This window comes from Streptomyces sp. NPDC047081, from assembly GCF_040643775.1.
In the GTDB taxonomy this organism is placed as follows: domain Bacteria; phylum Actinomycetota; class Actinomycetes; order Streptomycetales; family Streptomycetaceae; genus Streptomyces.
Genome location: NZ_JBEYUY010000054.1, coordinates 21,470 through 39,021, shown reverse-complemented (window position 1 = coordinate 39,021; position 17,552 = coordinate 21,470). Strand labels below are relative to the sequence as shown.

General features: G+C 69.9%; 12 protein-coding genes. 9 read left to right on the top strand and 3 right to left on the bottom strand.

What is annotated here, in order from left to right; genetic code table 11:
• Both ABZ848_RS48130 and ABZ848_RS48125 read right to left on the bottom strand, forming a co-directional pair.
• Nucleotides 1–198, bottom strand: a 198-nt coding sequence (locus tag ABZ848_RS48130; RefSeq protein ID WP_360843098.1) for a hypothetical protein, incomplete at its 3' end; no start/stop codon positions are given.
• A 205-nt stretch (nt 199–403) separates the two neighbouring features.
• The gene (locus ABZ848_RS48125; RefSeq protein ID WP_360843094.1) at nt 404–2,104 is read right to left on the bottom strand and encodes a carboxylesterase family protein; all 1,701 of its coding nucleotides are present in this window, start codon (nt 2,102–2,104) and stop codon (nt 404–406) included.
• 412 nt (nt 2,105–2,516) lie between these two features.
• Here ABZ848_RS48125 and ABZ848_RS48120 point away from each other — a divergent pair, with 412 nt between their 5' ends.
• The 6 genes from ABZ848_RS48120 to ABZ848_RS48095 all read left to right on the top strand — a co-directional run bounded on the left by ABZ848_RS48120 (nt 2,517) and on the right by ABZ848_RS48095 (nt 12,422).
• Entirely contained in the window at nt 2,517–3,932 is a 1,416-nt protein-coding gene (locus tag ABZ848_RS48120) for a hypothetical protein (RefSeq protein ID WP_360843092.1), read from the top strand.
• A gap of 190 nt (nt 3,933–4,122) precedes the next feature.
• Complete coding sequence (locus ABZ848_RS48115) at nt 4,123–5,691, top strand: alpha/beta hydrolase-fold protein (RefSeq protein WP_360843089.1); 1,569 nt, start codon at nt 4,123–4,125, stop codon at nt 5,689–5,691.
• A gap of 83 nt (nt 5,692–5,774) precedes the next feature.
• Entirely contained in the window at nt 5,775–7,913 is a 2,139-nt protein-coding gene (locus tag ABZ848_RS48110) for a hypothetical protein (RefSeq protein WP_360843086.1), read from the top strand.
• Between the two features lie 150 nt (nt 7,914–8,063).
• Entirely contained in the window at nt 8,064–9,746 is a 1,683-nt protein-coding gene (locus ABZ848_RS48105) for a thiamine pyrophosphate-binding protein (RefSeq protein WP_360843084.1), read from the top strand.
• 83 nt (nt 9,747–9,829) lie between these two features.
• Complete coding sequence (locus ABZ848_RS48100; RefSeq protein WP_360843081.1) at nt 9,830–11,194, top strand: CapA family protein; 1,365 nt, start codon at nt 9,830–9,832, stop codon at nt 11,192–11,194.
• Between the two features lie 43 nt (nt 11,195–11,237).
• The gene (locus tag ABZ848_RS48095) at nt 11,238–12,422 is read left to right on the top strand and encodes a DUF3500 domain-containing protein (protein ID WP_360843079.1); all 1,185 of its coding nucleotides are present in this window, start codon (nt 11,238–11,240) and stop codon (nt 12,420–12,422) included.
• Nucleotides 12,423–12,434: 12 nt separating this feature from the next.
• Here the strand turns inward: ABZ848_RS48095 and ABZ848_RS48090 are convergent, their stop codons facing one another.
• Nucleotides 12,435–13,307, bottom strand: coding sequence for a hypothetical protein (locus ABZ848_RS48090; RefSeq protein ID WP_360843076.1), 873 nt, complete (start codon nt 13,305–13,307; stop codon nt 12,435–12,437).
• 229 nt (nt 13,308–13,536) lie between these two features.
• Here ABZ848_RS48090 and ABZ848_RS48085 point away from each other — a divergent pair, with 229 nt between their 5' ends.
• The 3 genes from ABZ848_RS48085 to ABZ848_RS48075 all read left to right on the top strand — a co-directional run bounded on the left by ABZ848_RS48085 (nt 13,537) and on the right by ABZ848_RS48075 (nt 17,533).
• On the top strand, nt 13,537–15,009 hold the full coding sequence (locus ABZ848_RS48085) for an MFS transporter (protein ID WP_360843073.1): 1,473 nt from the start codon (nt 13,537–13,539) through the stop codon (nt 15,007–15,009).
• Nucleotides 15,010–15,169: 160 nt separating this feature from the next.
• The gene (locus ABZ848_RS48080) at nt 15,170–16,012 is read left to right on the top strand and encodes an IclR family transcriptional regulator (protein WP_360843070.1); all 843 of its coding nucleotides are present in this window, start codon (nt 15,170–15,172) and stop codon (nt 16,010–16,012) included.
• A 126-nt stretch (nt 16,013–16,138) separates the two neighbouring features.
• Nucleotides 16,139–17,533, top strand: coding sequence for an alpha/beta hydrolase-fold protein (locus ABZ848_RS48075; RefSeq protein WP_360843068.1), 1,395 nt, complete (start codon nt 16,139–16,141; stop codon nt 17,531–17,533).
• Nucleotides 17,534–17,552: the final 19 nt, after the last annotated feature.

Genomic DNA, 17,552 nt, shown 5'->3' with positions numbered 1-17,552 from the left:
CTCCTGCAGCCCGAACGCAACGCCTTCGCACAAGCCGGCATCACCCACGCCGCACAACTGGAAGACCGCCTCCTCGGCCGACTGCGCGACCGACTCCCGGAAGCCCTGCGCGCAGTAACCGAACACAGCGCACCCGCACCCAGCTGAAACGAAGGCAATCTCGCCGTGCGTGTGGTGTTCGCCGACCTCGGCGAACACCACACGCACCCGAGCGAAGACATACGTACGCACAGGTCCGTCGACCCCGCCGAGTCGGGCATCGCGTCCGCCGACGCCCTGTCGCCTCGTGACCGAGACGTCGTGATCCCGTCCCTGGCCCGCTCACTCGCGGCCGTCCGGCAACCATGCCGAGCCCTTTGCCCGCGGCCCCAACTACCCTCTGCACGGCCGTAGGCGGTAGTCGTTACCAGGCCTGCTGCGCGGCGTAAAAGCGCCTGAAGAAGTCCAGGTTGGCCGTGTCGGCGTCCTTCACGCGGCCCCAGTCGTCACCCACCCGCATCGTCGTCATCTCGCCGGGTACGGAGGCCGCCCAGTGCGGGATTCCCCTGCCGTTGGGGTTGCCCGTCGCGGCGAAGTTGGCCCAGTAGGAGGACATGGTGTCGGCGACCTGCCGGTCCTGGTCGGTCCAGGCCGTGTCCGCGTCGGCATAGAGGTTGCCGAAGACGTAAGGGATCTCCGAGCCGTGGCCGGCGCCGCTCGCTCCGGGCGGGGTGTGCGTCCAGTAGTAGGTGTACACCGGGCTCTTGGCCCGGCGGGCCCATTCCGTGGCCCACAGCGAGGTGGAGGTGCGTCCGATGTCGCGGGCGGCCGCCGTCTGCGAGGTGTTCGCCTCGGCGTCGGTCGTAGCGGGGTACAGCGTGAGGAACTCGTCCGCCATGTCGCCGTACTGCTGCTTCACGATGGCCTCGTACTTGGCCAGGGTCGTGGGCGGGTTCGGGGACGCGCCGTTCTCGTCCTTGTTGTTGCCGGTGAGGAAGGGGATGTCGATGTGGGCACCGCGGTCGAGGGCCTCTTCGATGGTCCTCGGCACGACCCAGCCGTCCAGGACCGGGCGGAGCAGCGGCGGAGGGTAGCTGTTCATGGGCGTGACGACGGCGGGGTCGGTGACGTCGTTGCCGACCAGGAGACCGCTCACGCTGAGGGCGCGCAGTTCCTTCAGCGTCGTCGCGCCGTGGTCCTTGGCGTAGTCGACGCCGTTGCTCTCGGCGTACTCCAGGGTGCGGTAGGAGGTGGGCAGGCCCGCGATGTCGGGGTCGCGGGGACTGCGCACACCGCTTTGGGCGATCGCCCGGTGGAACAGGCCGGCGGCGAGCGGCGAGTAGGTCAGGAAGGCCACGGACCCCGCGCCGGCGGACTGGCCGGCGACGGTCACCCGGTCCGGGTCGCCGCCGAAGGCGGTGATGTTGCGCCGGATCCAGCGCAGGGCCGCGATCTGGTCGAGCAGACCGTAGTTGCCGGAGGCGCCGTGCCCCGACTCCTCGCTCAGATCCGGGTGAGCGAGGAAGCCGAACACGCCGGTGCGGTAGTTGAACGTCACCACGACCAGGCCCTTGGCGGCCAGCCCCGCGCCGTCGAACTGCGTGTTGGAGCCGTATCCCCGGGTGAACCCACCGCCGTAGATCCACAGAAGCACCGGTCGCCGCTCGTGTGAAGACGCGGCCGCGGTCCATACGTTCAGGTTCAGGCAGTCCTCGCTCATCGACGGGAGAGCAGCCGCGGCGGCGGTGGAGGACGAAGCGGACGAGGAGGACGAGGAGGTCGGATAACCCGTGAACGCGTTCTGTGGGCAGATGTCGCCGAAGGTGTCCGCGGTGCGCACGCCCGTCCAGGACTCCGCCGGCTGGGGCGGGCGCCACCGGTTCTTCCCCGCCGTCGAGGCGGCGAACGGGATCCCCTTGAAGACGGTGACCGAGGGCAGTGCGGCTGACACGCCTGACACCAGGCCGGTTTCGATCCGGACCGGGCCGGTCAACGCCCTCGCCGATCTGCTCGCCGACGCGGCAAGGGCGTTCGTGCCGCCGCCCAGGACCACGGCCGCCGCGGCGGCCACTGAGCCTCCGACGAAGGCCCGCCGACCGACCGGCCGACCGACGCGACCGTCCATGTCCCGTGAATCCACTGTGCACGCTCCGAGGGGTGATGAGGGGAGTACGGCTTGCGGATGCGGCAAACCGTAGGAGCGCGTTTCGCCAGGTGTCAATGAGATACGCCCTGCGTAAATCCTGTGAGTTTCCGGGAGGGCGGCACCTGGGACGGATCTCACGCGAAGGTTTCGCAGTGTGCATTCTTAGATGACGCGCCGCGATTGTTGACGCCCATGGTGGCCGGTGCAACGATCACGCCACCCCGGGATATCGATTCCGTTTTCCCGCGTTCCTGCTCGCCCGGTATGGACCGGCCAAGGTCACCGCTGCGCGAAGAGCAGGAATTCGCTCAATGCCAGTCAGGTCTTTCGACGTGCCCTGCTGTGGTGAATCGCGGCAGGCCTTTGGTTTCGGGCTGTGTAGGAGAAAGGCGTGAATTCCATGAACGAGGACAGGGCTGCCCGGCAGGACGGTGGCATGCACCGGCGGTCGTTTCTGAACGGATCCGTCGCCGCCGCGGTCGCGGCCACGAGTCTGGCGAGCGGAGTGGGCACAGCGCGGGCGTCCGATGCGACAACCTCCACGGGCAAGCCGGCCTCCGCCGAACTGTCGGCGGGTGCCGGCCGGGCCGCCATCGATATCCCCGCGTCTTTGCTTCCGCTGGACGGATTCACCACCGTCCACGACGACTTGTACGTGCGCGTGCTGCTGCTGGAGAACGGCACGCGGCGCATCGCGCTCGTCGTGCTGGACCTGACCTCCATCAGCGAGGAAGCGATCACCTCGATACGGACGATCATCACCAAGGCGGCCGGCGTCGCGACGACCGACATCGTCGTGACCGTGACCCACACCTTCTCGGCCCCGCACGTGCTGTCCACGGACACCTCCGCCAGCGGCAAGGCGTACGTGCAGCAGATCCTTGCCGCGACCACGAGCGCGGTGACGGCGGCGGTCAAGGCGCTGCGGCCAGCCCGGGTCGGCTTCGGCACCGGCACCTGTGACGTCAACGTCAACCGGGACGTCCAGACCGCCGACGGATGGTGGCTCGGCACAGGAGAGCGCGGCCCGTCCGACAAGAGCGTGGGCGTCACCCGATTCGACGACGCCGACGGCACGCCGATCGCCGTGCTCGTCAACTACAGCGTCCAGTCGGGCGTGATGGACCAGTCGGTCATGGCCAACGGCGACGTGCCCGTCTCGGGCGATCTCGCGGGCGCGGCCATGCGACACGTCGAGGAGCAGTACGGCGGCGACACGGTCGGCCTCTTCCTCGTCGGGTCGTGCGGTGACCAGTCGCCGGCGTTCAGGTCGAAGCGATACCTCATGGACAAGGACAGGAACTGGTCCCAGGTCGACGCGCAGGACGCGGGCTGGCTCCTGGTGACGCTCCAGGGCGAACGGCTGGGCACCGAGGCGGTCCGGGTCAGCGAGACCATCAAGACCTCGACCGCGGGCGCCCGCCCCTCCCTGCGTCTGCTGACCGACTCCGTCACGGTCGACACGGTGGCGATGGGTCATCCGACGGGCCCCGTGACCTCGTACGACTTCACGCCGACGGGCACGGCCGAGGCGCCGGTCTGGATCCTTCAGGTCGGGCAGGGTGTCTTCGTCGGCGTGGAGCCGGAGCTGTCCACCGACACCGCGCTGGACATCAAAAGGCACTCGCCGTTCGCGCACACCGCCGTCATGTCGATGCTGGAGGGCGGCGCCAAGAACATGGCGGAGTCGCGGAGTTACGCCCGGATCACCTACGAGGCGATGGACTCCTCGTACGCCCAGGGCTCGGCGGAGAAGGTGGCGGCCCGGATCGGCGAGTTGCTGGACTCCTTGTCCGGCGGAAGGTGAGGAGCGACCGGCTCAGCCACGGACAGCTCGGCCAGGACGCCGGCCCTGCATCCAGTGGTCTCCCCGCTCAAGGAACCCTTCGGACGGACATGCGCCACCCGCTGTCCGGACCCGGCACTCCTCCCTTCGATGAGAGGCCAGGGCACGGGTTCGGGCTTCCCGTTGCATCACCTCACAGAGGGAGCCAGCCATGCCCAGAATCCCGCGCGGGGGCGCCGTCGCCCTCGCTCTCACCGGCGCGCTGACCGCCGCCGCGTTGGTGACCACCTCGTCGGCGAACGCCGACGCCTCCCACTCCGAGGCCTCCGTCACCGGACTCGGCCCGACGGTGACCCACACGGGCCGGGGCCCGACCGGTTACCAGGTCACCTTCCGCATCAAGGACGCGTCGGCGGCCTCGATGCGGATCAAGGGGACCTGGTCCTTCGCGTCCACGGCCTCCTCCAGCACCGACCCGACCAACGCGTCCCCCATCGCCGCAGCCGACTGGAAACCCGGGGACTTCCCGCTGCAGTCGCCCGACCAGCCCGGCGAGGCATGGGCCGTCGCCTCGATGACCAAGGACACCGCGACCGGGGTCTGGTCCTACACCGTCCCGCTCCCTTCGGGCACCTTCGACTACCAGTTCTACGCTGACTGCGCCTCCGACACCCTCAGCGGCTGTACTTCCCGGACAGACCCCGCCAACCCGGCATGGAACACGACCGGTTCGGCCGCCGTCTTCAGCCAGGTGTACGTCCCCTCCGACCGCGCTTACGGCACCGCCGACCTCTCATACACGGCGGACGCTCCCGCCGGGCGGCGCGGCAAGCTCGCCGAGGTCACCTACCCGACGGCCAACTCGACCACGGGCACCAACCGACTGGCCGTCTATACGCCGCCCGGTTACAACCCGAAGCGCTCGACTCCCTATCCGGTGTTCGTCCTCAGCCACGGCGGCGGGGAGAACGAGATCGCCTGGACGACCCGGGGACGGCTCCAGCAGATCGTCGACAACCTGATCGCCGCCGGGAGGATGCAGCCGGCCGTCGTCGTCATGCCCAACGGCTCCGGCATCTCCATGGGCAGCTACACCACCGAGATCACCGGCACCGTGCTGCAGTACGTCGAACAGCACTACGACGTCGGCACCGACGCGGCCGACCGCGCCTTCGCCGGTACCAGCGCCTACGGCACCCAGGCCAACAACTTCCTGTTCAAGGACACCACCGCCTTCGGCTACTACGGCGTCTGGTCACCGGCCTCCGGCGCCCCCGCCGTCACGGTGACGGGATCGGGCAACACGCCCATCGATGACGCCTACAAGGGTGCGGACCTCAAGAAGCTGCTCGGCGTCCACCTCGCCATCGGCCAGGAGGATCTGGGCGGCAACGCCCCGATGATGACGGCCACCACGGAACGCGAGGGGCTCATCAACGCGGGTGTCCCCTTCACCTACTACTCCGTCGGCGGCGGCCACACCTGGGCCTTCTGGCAGCAGACGTTGTACGACTTCCTGACCCGCGTCGGCTTCCGTGCCACGTCCACCGCGATGACCGCCGGCTCCACCAAGCTGACGGCCGAGGTGACCGCCGTGAGCACCGAACCCGCCACCCCCACCGGCACCGTCCAGTTCAAGGCCGACGGCGTCGACCTGGGCCGACCCGTCAGGCTCAGCGGCGGCAAGGCCGTCCTCACCGGCAAGTCCTCGTCCTGGACCGGCAAAACCGTCACCGCCGTCTACAGCGGCGACACCCTCTACAACGGCAGTGCCGGCTGAACCACGGCACCGGGACGCGGGCCCGCTCCCACGGGGGCCGACCCGTGTCCCCGCCGACCGCTCACGCGAGAAGGGGCCACACCATGCCGACCGCCCTTCAACTCCCCTGCACCGTCAGCGCACTCGCGCTCGCAACCGCGCTCACGGCCGCGACATCGGCTTCGCCACCCGCTCATACCACGACAGCCACCTCGGCCCGTGCCGCCGCCTACTACCGTCAAACGGGCACCTCCGTCCGCGTCGAGGACACACGGACCTACACCCTCACTCTGCGCTCAACGCCCGCCGCCAAATGGGCAGTTGACGACGGTACCGATGTGACCTCATGGTTCGTCGACGCCGACGGCGATGCCGCCTTCATCCGGAGCGGCGGGGCGGCTCTGGCCACCCGCACCGGTACCAGGCTGACGGTCAGGCTCGACGCGTCCAGGATCGCCGGCTTCACGCGCAACGGTTCGAGCGACCTCTACGTACGTCCCCCGGCCACCGCGCTGCACGCCACAGCCGGGCACACCGCCTACGCCCCGGCCGCCACCGAGGTCGGCAGCTACGTCATTCCGCGACTGCGGGTCAGCAGCGACATCACCGGCAGTGCCTACACCTATGGCAAGAGCACCCTCAAAGAACAGTTCGGCGGAGTGGTCGGATTCGACCCCGGCACCGCCGCCGATCTGTCCCTCGACCTGCCGGGCCTGGACGACGGCGACATCGGCGGTCACCCCAGAGTCGAACTCACCGACGGCGACGGCTACTTCCCTTCCGAGTACACCCTCAAGGCCACCCGTCTGAAAGACGCGTGGACCAACGGGAGGAACAGCTACTCCCTTCATCAGGGCGACCTCGTCCTCGACACGGGGGACTACCCGATCACGGACAAGAACAGCGGTCGCGAATGGAGTTGCCTGGGCGGAGACGGGCAGGGCGACTACACGTTCAACCTCACCGTCACCGGCATCACGTACAACGGCCTGCCCGTCGCCGCGCGCACCTTCCGGGTACACGTCTCGATCTACGGCTACGACTACACCAGTGACGCCGAGGTCCTCTACGGCTCCGGGACCACCGTGCGCCCCGACTTCGCGCCGTTGCGCGACAAGGTCGCCGACCCGCCCGAGCCCGCGGCGCGACCCGTCTGGACCTGGGTGGGGGCGGGGACCGAGCCGAATCTCACCGACGCCGAGGCGGACGACTTCTACGTCACCTGGCCCCGCGGCGTGAACGCCTCCGCCCTCAGGTCCTCCGACATCAAGCTCGTTCTGCACAGCCGTAAGGGCGACACCCGCACCCTCAGGGCCGACCAGGACTACGCCCTGCACACGTCGTCGACGGAGTCGCAGATCGCCGTGACCCTGCGGAACTGGGCGTTCGAGCCGGTGTACACGTCCCTCACCCTCACCGTGAACCCGGCCCACGTCAAAGGCACCGAGCCGACGGCGGCGTTCACGAAGGCGTACGACATCGCGAGCGTCTACGCCTACGAGGCCCAGCAGGGCGGCGGCGGAACCGCCGTGGACGGGACCGTGACGGCCTACAGCTTCTACGGGCTCACCGACCTCACCTCCGCGACCCAGGTGCTGTCCCCCGTCACGTACACCCTGAGCACCACCGTCGACGGACGGACGCGGTACTACGCCGAGGACGCGCGGGGCGAGGGACGGCTGGTCGACGCCGTCGCGGACGCCAAGGCGTTCGACGGCACTGGCGCAGGCGACCGCGATGTACGCCTGATCGGCAACACCGTCTACCTCACCACACGCCTCAACCGGACGGCGACCGCCACCGTCGACGGCGAGACCCTCACTTTCGCCAAGACCTACGGCGGGGGTACGCTCCTCGGTCCCGCGGCGGCCGACCGAACCCTCAGGGCCGCTCCGGGCTACGCGATCGACCAGGGCGCCGCCAACTGGATCAGCCACGAGAAGTGGGCGTGGCAGAGCAGCGTCGCCACGGGTTGGACCGGCATCGACATCCGGCCCTACACGGGCAAGTTCGAGTGGAGCGTGGCCAAGGGGACAACTCAGCAGTTCACAGCCGACGACCCGTCCGTGGCCTGGAGCATCTCGGGGGCCAAGGTCGCCGCGGGCACGTCCATCTCTCCGACGGGCCTGCTGACCGTGGCGCCGGACGAGTCGACCACCACCTTCGCCGTGGTCGCCACCTCGACGAACGACAGCTCTCCGCAAGGGAAGGGCACGGTCAACGTCACGGTGACCGCCCCCTGACTCACTCCTCGTCCTACTCACCGACGCGCGTTACGCAGTGCGTAACAGCATTTACATCAGCGTAGTGGCGCGCTAGCTTCCAAGACGACCGAAGACGGAAGTGGAGGGATCTCGATGCGGGGAACGGACGGGGCCGACACAGGGGGAACGGTGAACGAGCCACCGCCCGTAGCCCCCGCGACAACGGCGGACGCGCTGGCCGTCACGATCGCCGGGTACGGCGTCAGGCACGTGTTCGGCCTGATGGGCGACGGCAACATGCACCTGTTCACCGCGCTGTCCCAACACGGCGTGCAGGTGGTCGAGGTACGTCACGAAAGTGCCGCCGTGGCGATGGCGGAGGGGTACGGCTGGACGTCCGATGCGATCGGGTTCTGCTCGGTGACGCACGGCCCCGGCCTCACGCACACGGCCACGTCCCTGGTGGTCGCCGCGCGCAACCACTCGCCGCTGGTACTGCTGCTCGCCGAGACACCGGAGGGTTACGAGGGGGCGCAGCACTTCGACCAGGAACTGTTCGTCCGCGCCTGTGAGGCGCCGTATCGACGGCTGCGGGCCGACGACGATCCGGTGAGTGTCCTCGCGGAACGCGTCGCGCTCGCCACGGACCTTTCCCGCCCGGTCGTGCTGGCTGTGCCGGCCGACCTCTTCACCTCCGCGCCCGGCACGACCCCCGCGCCCCCCGGCACACGGTCCGTTCGCCGTCCGGTCGAGGAGGACGACCGCGTGGCCGCGCGGGAGCTGGCCCGAGCGCTCTCCCGGGCCGAGCGCCCGGTGCTGATCGCCGGTCGCGGCACGCTCACCGGCGACACGGCCACGTTGATGACGCGACTGGCCGAACGGCACGGCGCGGCCCTCGCCACCACCGTGCCGGCGAAGGGCATGTTCGACCAGCACCCGTACAACCTGGGCATTTCCGGGGGCCTTTCCCACCGCAGGGCGGAGGAGGTGCTGCGCGCGGCAGACCTGGTGGTGGCCGTCGGATCGAGCCTGGACCGTGGCACCACCTCGTCGATGCGGCTGTTTCGCGACGCGACCGTCGTCCAGGTGGTCGACGAGGAGGCGGGAGGGCCCGTCCACCCCAACGTACGGCGGTTGTTCGGTGACGCCGAGCGGGTGCTGAGCGGTTGCCTCGCCGCGCCGGGGCCCGTCCCCGTCGCCGGGCACTGGTTCGAACCGGTCCCTCCCCCGGCCAAGTGCTGGGAGGAGGACCTCACGGACTTCGACCCGCCGATCGAGGCCGGCACCGTCGACCCCCGCCGTGCCCTGGCGGTCATCAGCGAGGCGCTACCGGGCGACGCGGTCGTGGTGGTCGGCAACGGACACTGCTCCGGGTTCGCCACGACCTTCGTCCAAGTCCCGGCCGTCGGCCGGTTCTTCGCCGCGCACGGCTTCGGCTCCATCGGACAGGCGCTGCCGTCGGCGGTCGGCGCGGCGCTCGGGAGCCCGGGACACAAGGTGGTCGTCTTCGAGGGAGACGCCGCCTTCATGATGCACCTGCAGGAGGTCGAGACCGCGGCGCGCGTCGGCGCCGACGTCACCGCGTTCGTCCTCAACGACCAGGCGCTGGGCACCGAGTACCAGCGTCTGCTCGCCGAGGGTGCCGACGCCGAACTCGCCGCCGTGTCCACTCCCGACCTGGCCGCCGCGGCCGGCGCGCTGGGTGCCCGCGGCCGGGTGATCGCCGACGCCAGCGCCGTCGACGCCTGTGCCCGGGACGCCCTCGCGCCCGGCCTCGCCGTGGTGGAGGTCCGTGTCGCGCGCAGCGTGCTGAGCCGGCACATGCGGCGCCTTCGGCGGGCCGTCGCCGTTCCCGGCTCCAGCATGGACTGACCCGCGGGCCGTCGGTGCCTCGTACTCTCCCCCTTCCCCGCGCAACCGCCGTACGTATGTGTACCTGTGTGCAAGGAGCACCCATGCCCACCAAGCGACCGATGTCCGTCACGCTGGCCGGCGAATGCATGGTCACCCGGCCCTTCTCCGCCGGTGAGGAGCCCGAGTTCCGCCAGGTCGTGGAGCGGCTGCGCGACTCCGACCTGACGTACGCCCACGTCGAGACCAACTTCGGCGAGTACCCCGAGGTGGGCGCGCCCGCCCGCAGCGACTCGCTGGGCAGTTACTTCCTGACCGACCCACGTGCCGCCGCCGACCTGCGGTGGGCGGGGGTGGACATCGCCTCCCTGGCCAACAACCACAGCTTCGACTTCGGCGGCCCCGGCATCCTCTCCACCATGCGGCACTGCGACAACGCCGGCATCGCCCACGCCGGCACCGGCCGGGACCTGGAGGAGGCCCGGGAACCCGCGTACCTGGAGACCCGACGCGGCCGTGTCGCCCTGGTCTCGGTGAGTTCCGGCAACAGCGCCCACGAGTGGGCCACCCCGCCCAAGGCGACACTGCCCGGCCGCGCGGGGATCAACCCGCTGCGCACCACCATGCAGTACGTCGTCCCCGAGGACGCCGCCCGGCAACTGAAGGAGATATGGGCCCAGTTGGGTGTTCCGCTGACCCGAGGCGGAGGGCTCGCCCAGCCCACCGGCCCGGAGTTCCAGCTGCCCATGCCCGGCAGCACCTGGGGGACCAACCGTTTCCTGACGGACGACCACTACGAGATCCGCTCCGACCTCAACCGCTTCGACCTGGCGGGCAACCTGCGCTCGGTGGGCGAGGCCGCCACGATGGCCGACCTCGTGCTGGTCGCCCACCACTTCAGCAACTCCGAGGGCACGCGCGGTGACACCCCGCCCAGCTTCGTGCGGAAGTTCGCCCGCGCCTGCGTCGACGAGGGCGCCGACATCTACGTCGGCCACGGCTGGCACAAGACCCTCGGCATCGAGATCTACAAGGGCAAGCCGATCATCTACGGCATCGGCAACTTCTTCGCCCAGTCGGAGTTCACCCGCCGGGTGCCCTTCGACGGGTACGAGAGCTGGGGCCACGACATCGAACGCCTCCCGGCCCTGACCCCGGCCACGCACCCGCTGCACCCCGGCTACAGCGCCCACAGCGCCACCTGGTGGAGCTCGGCCGTCCTCGACGTCCAGATGGACGGCGGCGAACTGCGTGAGATCCGCCTCCACCCGGTCGAGCTGGGCCGCGAGGTCGGCGGCAAGGCCACACTGCGCCGCGGGGTGGGATCGACCGACCGGCCGCTGACCGACGGACGTCCCTTCACCGCGACCGGCACGGACGCCGAGCGCGTCCTGGGCCGCTACCAGGAGCTGTCCGCGGCCTTCGGCACCTCCGTCCACATCGACGGCGACACGGCCGTCATCATGTAGCCCCCATGCCACTTGACGTGCCCGTACGACGTAGGAGGTATCCATGGCAGAGCTGCGGCCACGGGACGGCGGCGGCACCCACCCGCCTATGTGGACGATCTGGTCGCCGGAACGCGCGGTGAAGGTCGAACGCATGCACCGAAAAGTCTCCGAGCAACCTTTCCAGGGCATCCGCGGCTCCGACCGCGCGCCCGTCGCCGGCCTGTTCTCCGCCGACCCCACAGGCGCGGACACCCGCCCCGCACGACGAGCCGTCCTGACCTTTCTGGAGAGCCTGACCGTCCGGCAGGCCGCCCAGAGCCGTTTCCCCATCGACCACGGCAGCTGGCACGAGTGGATGAACGGCTCCCGTTTCTACGGCCGTCACGGGCAGTGCCTGGAGGATCTCGACGACCAGAGACGTGAGCTCGCCCTCGAAGTGGTCCGTGCCAGCCTCAGCAAGGAAGGGTTCGGGCAGCTCCTGGACTGCATGCACCTCAACCGGACCATCGGCGAGCTGCGCGACGAACTCGACGTCCTGAACGAGTGGTTGTACTGGTTCAGTGTCTACGGCTCTCCCGAGCGGCCGGACGAGCCCTGGGGTTGGCAGCTCGACGGCCACCACCTCGCGGTCAACTGCGTCCTGGCCGGCGACCGCATGACCCTCACACCCACCTTCCTGGGCGCCGAGCCGGTCGTCGCCGAGGGCGGCCGGTACGCCGGCACCCGGCTCTTCGAGCCGGAGGAGAGCACCGGGTCACGGCTGTTCACCGCACTGACCCCGGAACAGCGGGACCAGGCGCGCATCGCCGACACGATGCCGCCCGATCTGATCACCGGCGCCTACCGGGACAACGCCCTCCTCGATCCGGTCGGCCTGAGCCTGGCCGACATGTCGCGGTCACAGCGAGAGATCGCCCGCGACCTCATCGGCCTCTACGTCAACCGCGCACCGGACCGGCACGCCGGAGTCCGTACGGCCGAGATCCGAGCCCATGAGCGGGAGACCTACTTCTCCTTCATCGGCGACGACAGTCCCGGGGGCGCCTTCTACTACCGCGTGCACAGCCCGGTCGTACTGGTCGAGTTCGAGCACATGGCGAGCGTCATGTTCGACGTCGACGAGCCCTGGCGCAACCACGTCCACACGGTCGTACGCACCCCCAACGGCGGCGACTACGGCAAGGATCTGCTGCGGCAGCACCACGAACGGCACCACCGCCGCGGACTCCCCTCCGCTCCGGGGTGAAGGGTCGCGTTCCTACGCCGGCACGAAGAGCCCGGGTATCTCCGGCAGTTCGGGGATGAGGCGCTGGCGGACGGCGTACCGCGCGGCCAGGGCGACTGCGGGAAGCACGTGTTCGTGACCGTGCACGATTCCGGACGGAAGCCCCTCGGCGTCCGCCCGGGCGGTGCGGGCGGCGGCGGTCGTGTCGATGCCTTCGGCGAGCAGCGCCGTGATTTCCCTGATCAGCGCCGGCCGTTCGGCGGCCAGGCGCTCGGTGGTGACGAGCAGGTGGTTGACCGGAACCACCCCGTGCCGGCCGTACCAGGCCTGGGCCGCCTTGTGGGGATCGTCGACGACCGTGCGCAGTCCGTCCCCCTCGCCTCGTCCGGGCACGGCCGCGGCGATCGCGCCGGACAGGAGTTCCTCGCGCAGCGAGCGGGAGGTACGGACCGTGTTCGGGGGGTCCTGGTACCCCGGAACGTGCGACCCCTCGGTGGTCACCCAGGTGACGTCCTCCGGGGGGACGCCGTGCTCCACCTCCAGGAGCGCACGCACCCACAGTCCCGTGGTCTGGCTGTAGGAGCGCACCCCGACCTTGCGGTGGGCGAGGTCACCGGGTCCGTCGGGAGGTGCCGCGGGCGAGGCGACGAGGCTGCCGTGATGGAACCCGCCGCCGACGACCGCCGGGAGCAGGAGCAGCGGAACGCCGGCCTCTCGGGCCTGCAGAAAGGCGCCGACGGCCATCTCGCACACATCGTAGGGCTGGTCGCGTGCCATCCGTCCGAAGGCCCGGTAGATGGGCGACACGGAGGGGAAAGCCGTCGGGCTGGAGGCGATCGAGGTCCGGCTGCGCAGCAGCTTGGTGTGCGGCCGGTCGCTCACCACGATCGTCACGGTCGATGCCATGCGGGGTTCCGCCTTTCATGAGGGCGAGCCCGGCGAACGTAGAACTGATTTCGCAGAGTGTCAAACACTTAGCCAGAGCGTAATTTCGCGAGACGCACATTCACAGCGTTTCGCCATGCGTAAGGCATTGACAGCCAGAGTAACGAGTCCTTCAATCATCAGTCTGTGACGGCCGTTGCCGTGGGACCGCGACGGCCCTCCGCACCCGTTGACGAATCGAGGAGCGGACATGAGAGCCGACTCGAAAGGCCTCCCCCTGGGCGATCACCGCATCGTCCTGTTCATCGCGACCCTTGCCTTCTCCGACTTCACCGGCGGCTTCCTGCTGGGTGCCGTACCCTCCGTCACGCCCGCCGTCGGCCGGCTGCTGCACGTCTCCGCCGCGGACCTCAACTGGTCGAGTGCGGCACACCTGTTGGCGGCGGGCGTGCTGGTACCGATCTTCGCGCGCCTCGGCGACATGTACGGTCACCGCCTGTTCCTGCGCGTCTCGATCGCCGCGTCCCTGACGGGGGCGGCACTGTGCGCCGCGGCCCCGAACTTCGGTGTCTTCCTGCTCGGCCGCATCCTGGAAGGCGCGGTGGCCGCGATCACCCCGCTTGCCGCCGGGATCATCCGGGACCGCCTCGAAGGGCAGCGGATGCGGCGGGCCGTCTCCTCGCTCTTCGTGGGACTGACCGGCGGAAGCGCGATCGGGCTGCTCGTGTCGGCCGAGATCTTCGACGCCAGCGCCAGCGCCCGCGCCGTGCTGTGGATGCCGGTCATCGGCTTCGCCCTGGCTTTCCTCCTGGTCCTGCTGACCGTGCCCGAGACCGTCGCCCGCGCCCGGGTCCGCCCGGACTGGGTGGGGTACCTCACCCTCGGTGTCGGCCTGGCGGTACTGCTCCTGGGTACCGCGAAGGGCAACACCTGGGGCTGGACGAACGGCACCACTCTCGGCTGCCTGATCGGCGGTGCCGCCGTGCTCGCCGTGTGGACCCGGACGGAACTGTCGGTCACCGATCCGATGGTGGACGTCCGCGCGGCCACCCGAAGGCAGGTGGCTCCCTTCTACATCGCCGCCTTCACCTTCGGCTGCGCCTACTTCGGAGCCCAGACCGCGACCACGCTCTTCATGGACGCCTCCGCGGACAACGTCGGCTACGGTTTCGGCCTCCAGCCCACCGGGCTGGCCCTCGCGCTCCTGCCGACCGCGGTCTTCGGGATGGTCGGCGCGATGTCGGTGGCCCCCCTCGCCGCCCGGATCTCGCACCAACAGCTCCTCTACGTCGGCTGCACCGCCGTGGCCGCCGGATATCTGCTGATGGCCCTCCTGCACGGCGAACTCGCGGAGTTCATCGTGGGTGGATGCGTGTGTCAGTACGGTCTCGGGCTGTCGTTCGGCTCCCTCACCCTGGTGATGGCGGAGCGCTCCGAACGCACCGGCACGGGCATCGCCACCGGGCTGGTCAGCACCATGCGCAACGTGGGCGGCAGCGCGGCGGGCGCGGTGTTCTCGGCCGTGCTCTCCGCGGTCACCCTCGCCCACACCGAGGTGCCCAGCGAGACGGCCTTCGTGGCGGTGTGGCTGAGCTGCGGGGCCGGAGCCGTGATCACCGGCCTGGTGGTCGCCGCCGCCGGAGGCCTGGGGCAGCCCCGCCGTGAGACTCCGGTGTCGCAGCAGGCCGCGGCCGGCGGCGGCACGCCCACCGGAGTCGCCTGAAAGAAGGGGAGTCGGAGTCCTCGGGGGTGTCATGGTCCGGCCGGTGATCCTGTCCGGTCGGCCTGGCAGGTGTAGGTTCAGCGTTATGCTGAGGCTCAAGGAATTACGCCCAGCGTAACGAGGGGGCTGTGCGGCGCTGCCGCCGGACCGAGGAGGGACCATGGTCCACAAGACCGAACCTGAGAGCCTCGACGAGGAGTCCGGGCAGGGCGGGACCGACCGATCCGGGTACTACATCGCCGCCATCGGGCGAGCCCTCGCGGTGCTCGACACCTTCTCCCCCCAGCGACCGGAGCTGACACTGCGGGACATGGCCGAGGCGGCGAAGGTCAGTCAGCCCAGCGCCCTGCGTATCGGCTACACGCTCGTCCAGGCCGGCTACCTGGTCAAGAACCCGCTGACCAAGGGCTACCGGCTGGGTCCCAAGGCCATCTCCGTCGGCATGGCCACCCTCAACTCCCTTACCCTGCCCGAACTCGCGGAGCCCTATCTGATCGACCTCCGCAACCGGACCCAGGAGACGGTGAAACTGGCCATCCACCATGGCCCGACCGTCGTCTTCGTCTCCCGCGTCCCCTCCCTCCTCCACCCGCCCGGCGCCCACTACGTGGGCTCGTCGCTGCCCATTCACGCCTCCGGGCTGGGCCGGGCCATCCTCGCCCACCTTCCCGAGGAGACGGCCCTGCAGCTCATCGAGAAGTCGGCCGAGGCCCGGCTGACGGCGAAGACCCCGACCAAGGCACAGGCCCGACGGGAGCTCGCGCAGATCCGCAAGCGCGGGTACGCGATCAACGACCAGTCCACCACCGTGGAGAACCGGGCCGTCGCGGCCCCCCTGCTCGACGCCACCGGCGTGCCCGCCGGTGCGATCAACCTTTCCATGTCCGCTCAACGGATCACCATGGCCGACATGGAGAAGCGCATGGCGCCGCTGGTGATGGAGACGGCCCAGGCCATCAGCGCGGTCCTGCCCCCGCACGTCCAGGGCGCCGGCTGGTCCTGAGTCACGGAGGGAGCGGAGGGCGGGCCGTGACACCCGGCTTCCGGCACTTCGACCGTCGGCCACCCCTGCCACGGGGACTGCATCCCGCAGTCCCGGCACACGAGTTGGAGGAAGGGAATCCGCAGCATGTCTCTGACCAGACGTGAAGTCGCCCGCGCGGTGGCCGCCACCGTCGGCGGCGCCACCCTCGCCGGCACGGCACTCGGTGCTCCGGCAGACGCGGCCGCTGCCCAGAACGGGACCGCCACGGCGTACGGTCCGCGGGTCCGGCACACAGGCAAGGGCCCCACCGGCTACGAGGTGACGTTCCGCTTTCACGCCCCTGGCGCCAAGCGTGTCCAGCTCAAGGGCGAGTGGTACTTCGAGCGGCCCGGCGAGCTGACCGAACGCCTCACCGGCCCGGACCACCTCGTCGAAACCCAGGGCCTGCTGCCGCGGCAGTGGAAGCCGGGCGACGTCCCCGCCTCCCATCCCAACTCCACGAGCCCCATCTGGCCGGTCGTCGACATGACCAAGGGCCCAGACGGCGTGTGGACGTACACCACACCTCTGCCGGGCGGGGTCTACACCTACGGCTTCTTCGTGGACTCCGATGCCGACGACACGACGACGACCGGCCAGCTCCCCGACCCCGGCAACCCCGCCTGGAACGTGACCGACGGCGTCGTACACGGCAGGGCGGTGGACCGAAGCCAGATCTACGTCCCCTCCGACCCCCACTTCCACGCGGTCGACCGCTCCTGGCAGGGGCCCGCGAACGGCCCCCGAGGAAAGCTGCGTTACGTCATCTACGCGTCCCCCGGGCACGTCACTCCCGCCGACGAGAACTACCTCGTCGTCTACACCCCGCCCGGCTACGACCCCCACCGCGCGAAGCCGTATCCGACCCTCTACCTCAGTCACGGCGGCGGGGAGGACGAGATGGGCTGGAGCACCCAGGGTGACCTGGCGAACATCATGGACAACCTGATCGGCCAGGGCGAGATCGCGCCGATGGTCGTCGTCATGCCCAACGCGACGGGCTACGCGAGCTCGACGCAGGAACTGGCGCACCGTACCGACCTGATCGAGCGGGTCTTCCCCTGGGTCGAGGAGCACTACAACGTCTCGACCTCGGCCTCCGACCGGGCGTACACGGGCCTGTCAGCCGGGGGCATGCGCACGGTCTATCTGCTGCTCGACAACACCGAACAGTTCGGCTACTACGGCGTCATGAGCGCCGGCCTGCCCCCCGGCACCACGTTCGGCGCGGCGAGGGTGGCGGCCCTGAAGGAAGTCTCGGTGTACGTCGGCTGCGGCTGGCAGGACCCGATCAACCCCGGGTTCACCCTCAACGGCACCGCGCTTCACCGGGGCCCGTTCCGCGCCGTACGGGACCTGACAGCCGCCGGCGTCCACGTCCAGAGCGACTTCGTCGACGGCGGTCACGAGTGGCACGTGTGGCGCATCCTGCTCAAGGACTTCCTGACCAGGGTCGCCTTCCTGCCGCCGACCACGGCTTCCGCCGCCTGGGGTACGTGACCTGGTGGCGGAAGACCAG

Coding starts and splice junctions, on each gene's coding strand:
- ABZ848_RS48110 (WP_360843086.1), top strand. CDS start 5,775: ATGCCGACCGCCCTTCAACTCCCCTGCACCGTCAGCGCACTCGCGCTC.
- ABZ848_RS48080 (WP_360843070.1), top strand. CDS start 15,170: ATGGTCCACAAGACCGAACCTGAGAGCCTCGACGAGGAGTCCGGGCAG.
- ABZ848_RS48125 (WP_360843094.1), bottom strand. CDS start 2,104: ATGGACGGTCGCGTCGGTCGGCCGGTCGGTCGGCGGGCCTTCGTCGGA.
- ABZ848_RS48095 (WP_360843079.1), top strand. CDS start 11,238: ATGGCAGAGCTGCGGCCACGGGACGGCGGCGGCACCCACCCGCCTATG.
- ABZ848_RS48100 (WP_360843081.1), top strand. CDS start 9,830: ATGCCCACCAAGCGACCGATGTCCGTCACGCTGGCCGGCGAATGCATG.
- ABZ848_RS48115 (WP_360843089.1), top strand. CDS start 4,123: ATGCCCAGAATCCCGCGCGGGGGCGCCGTCGCCCTCGCTCTCACCGGC.
- ABZ848_RS48075 (WP_360843068.1), top strand. CDS start 16,139: ATGTCTCTGACCAGACGTGAAGTCGCCCGCGCGGTGGCCGCCACCGTC.
- ABZ848_RS48090 (WP_360843076.1), bottom strand. CDS start 13,307: ATGGCATCGACCGTGACGATCGTGGTGAGCGACCGGCCGCACACCAAG.
- ABZ848_RS48085 (WP_360843073.1), top strand. CDS start 13,537: ATGAGAGCCGACTCGAAAGGCCTCCCCCTGGGCGATCACCGCATCGTC.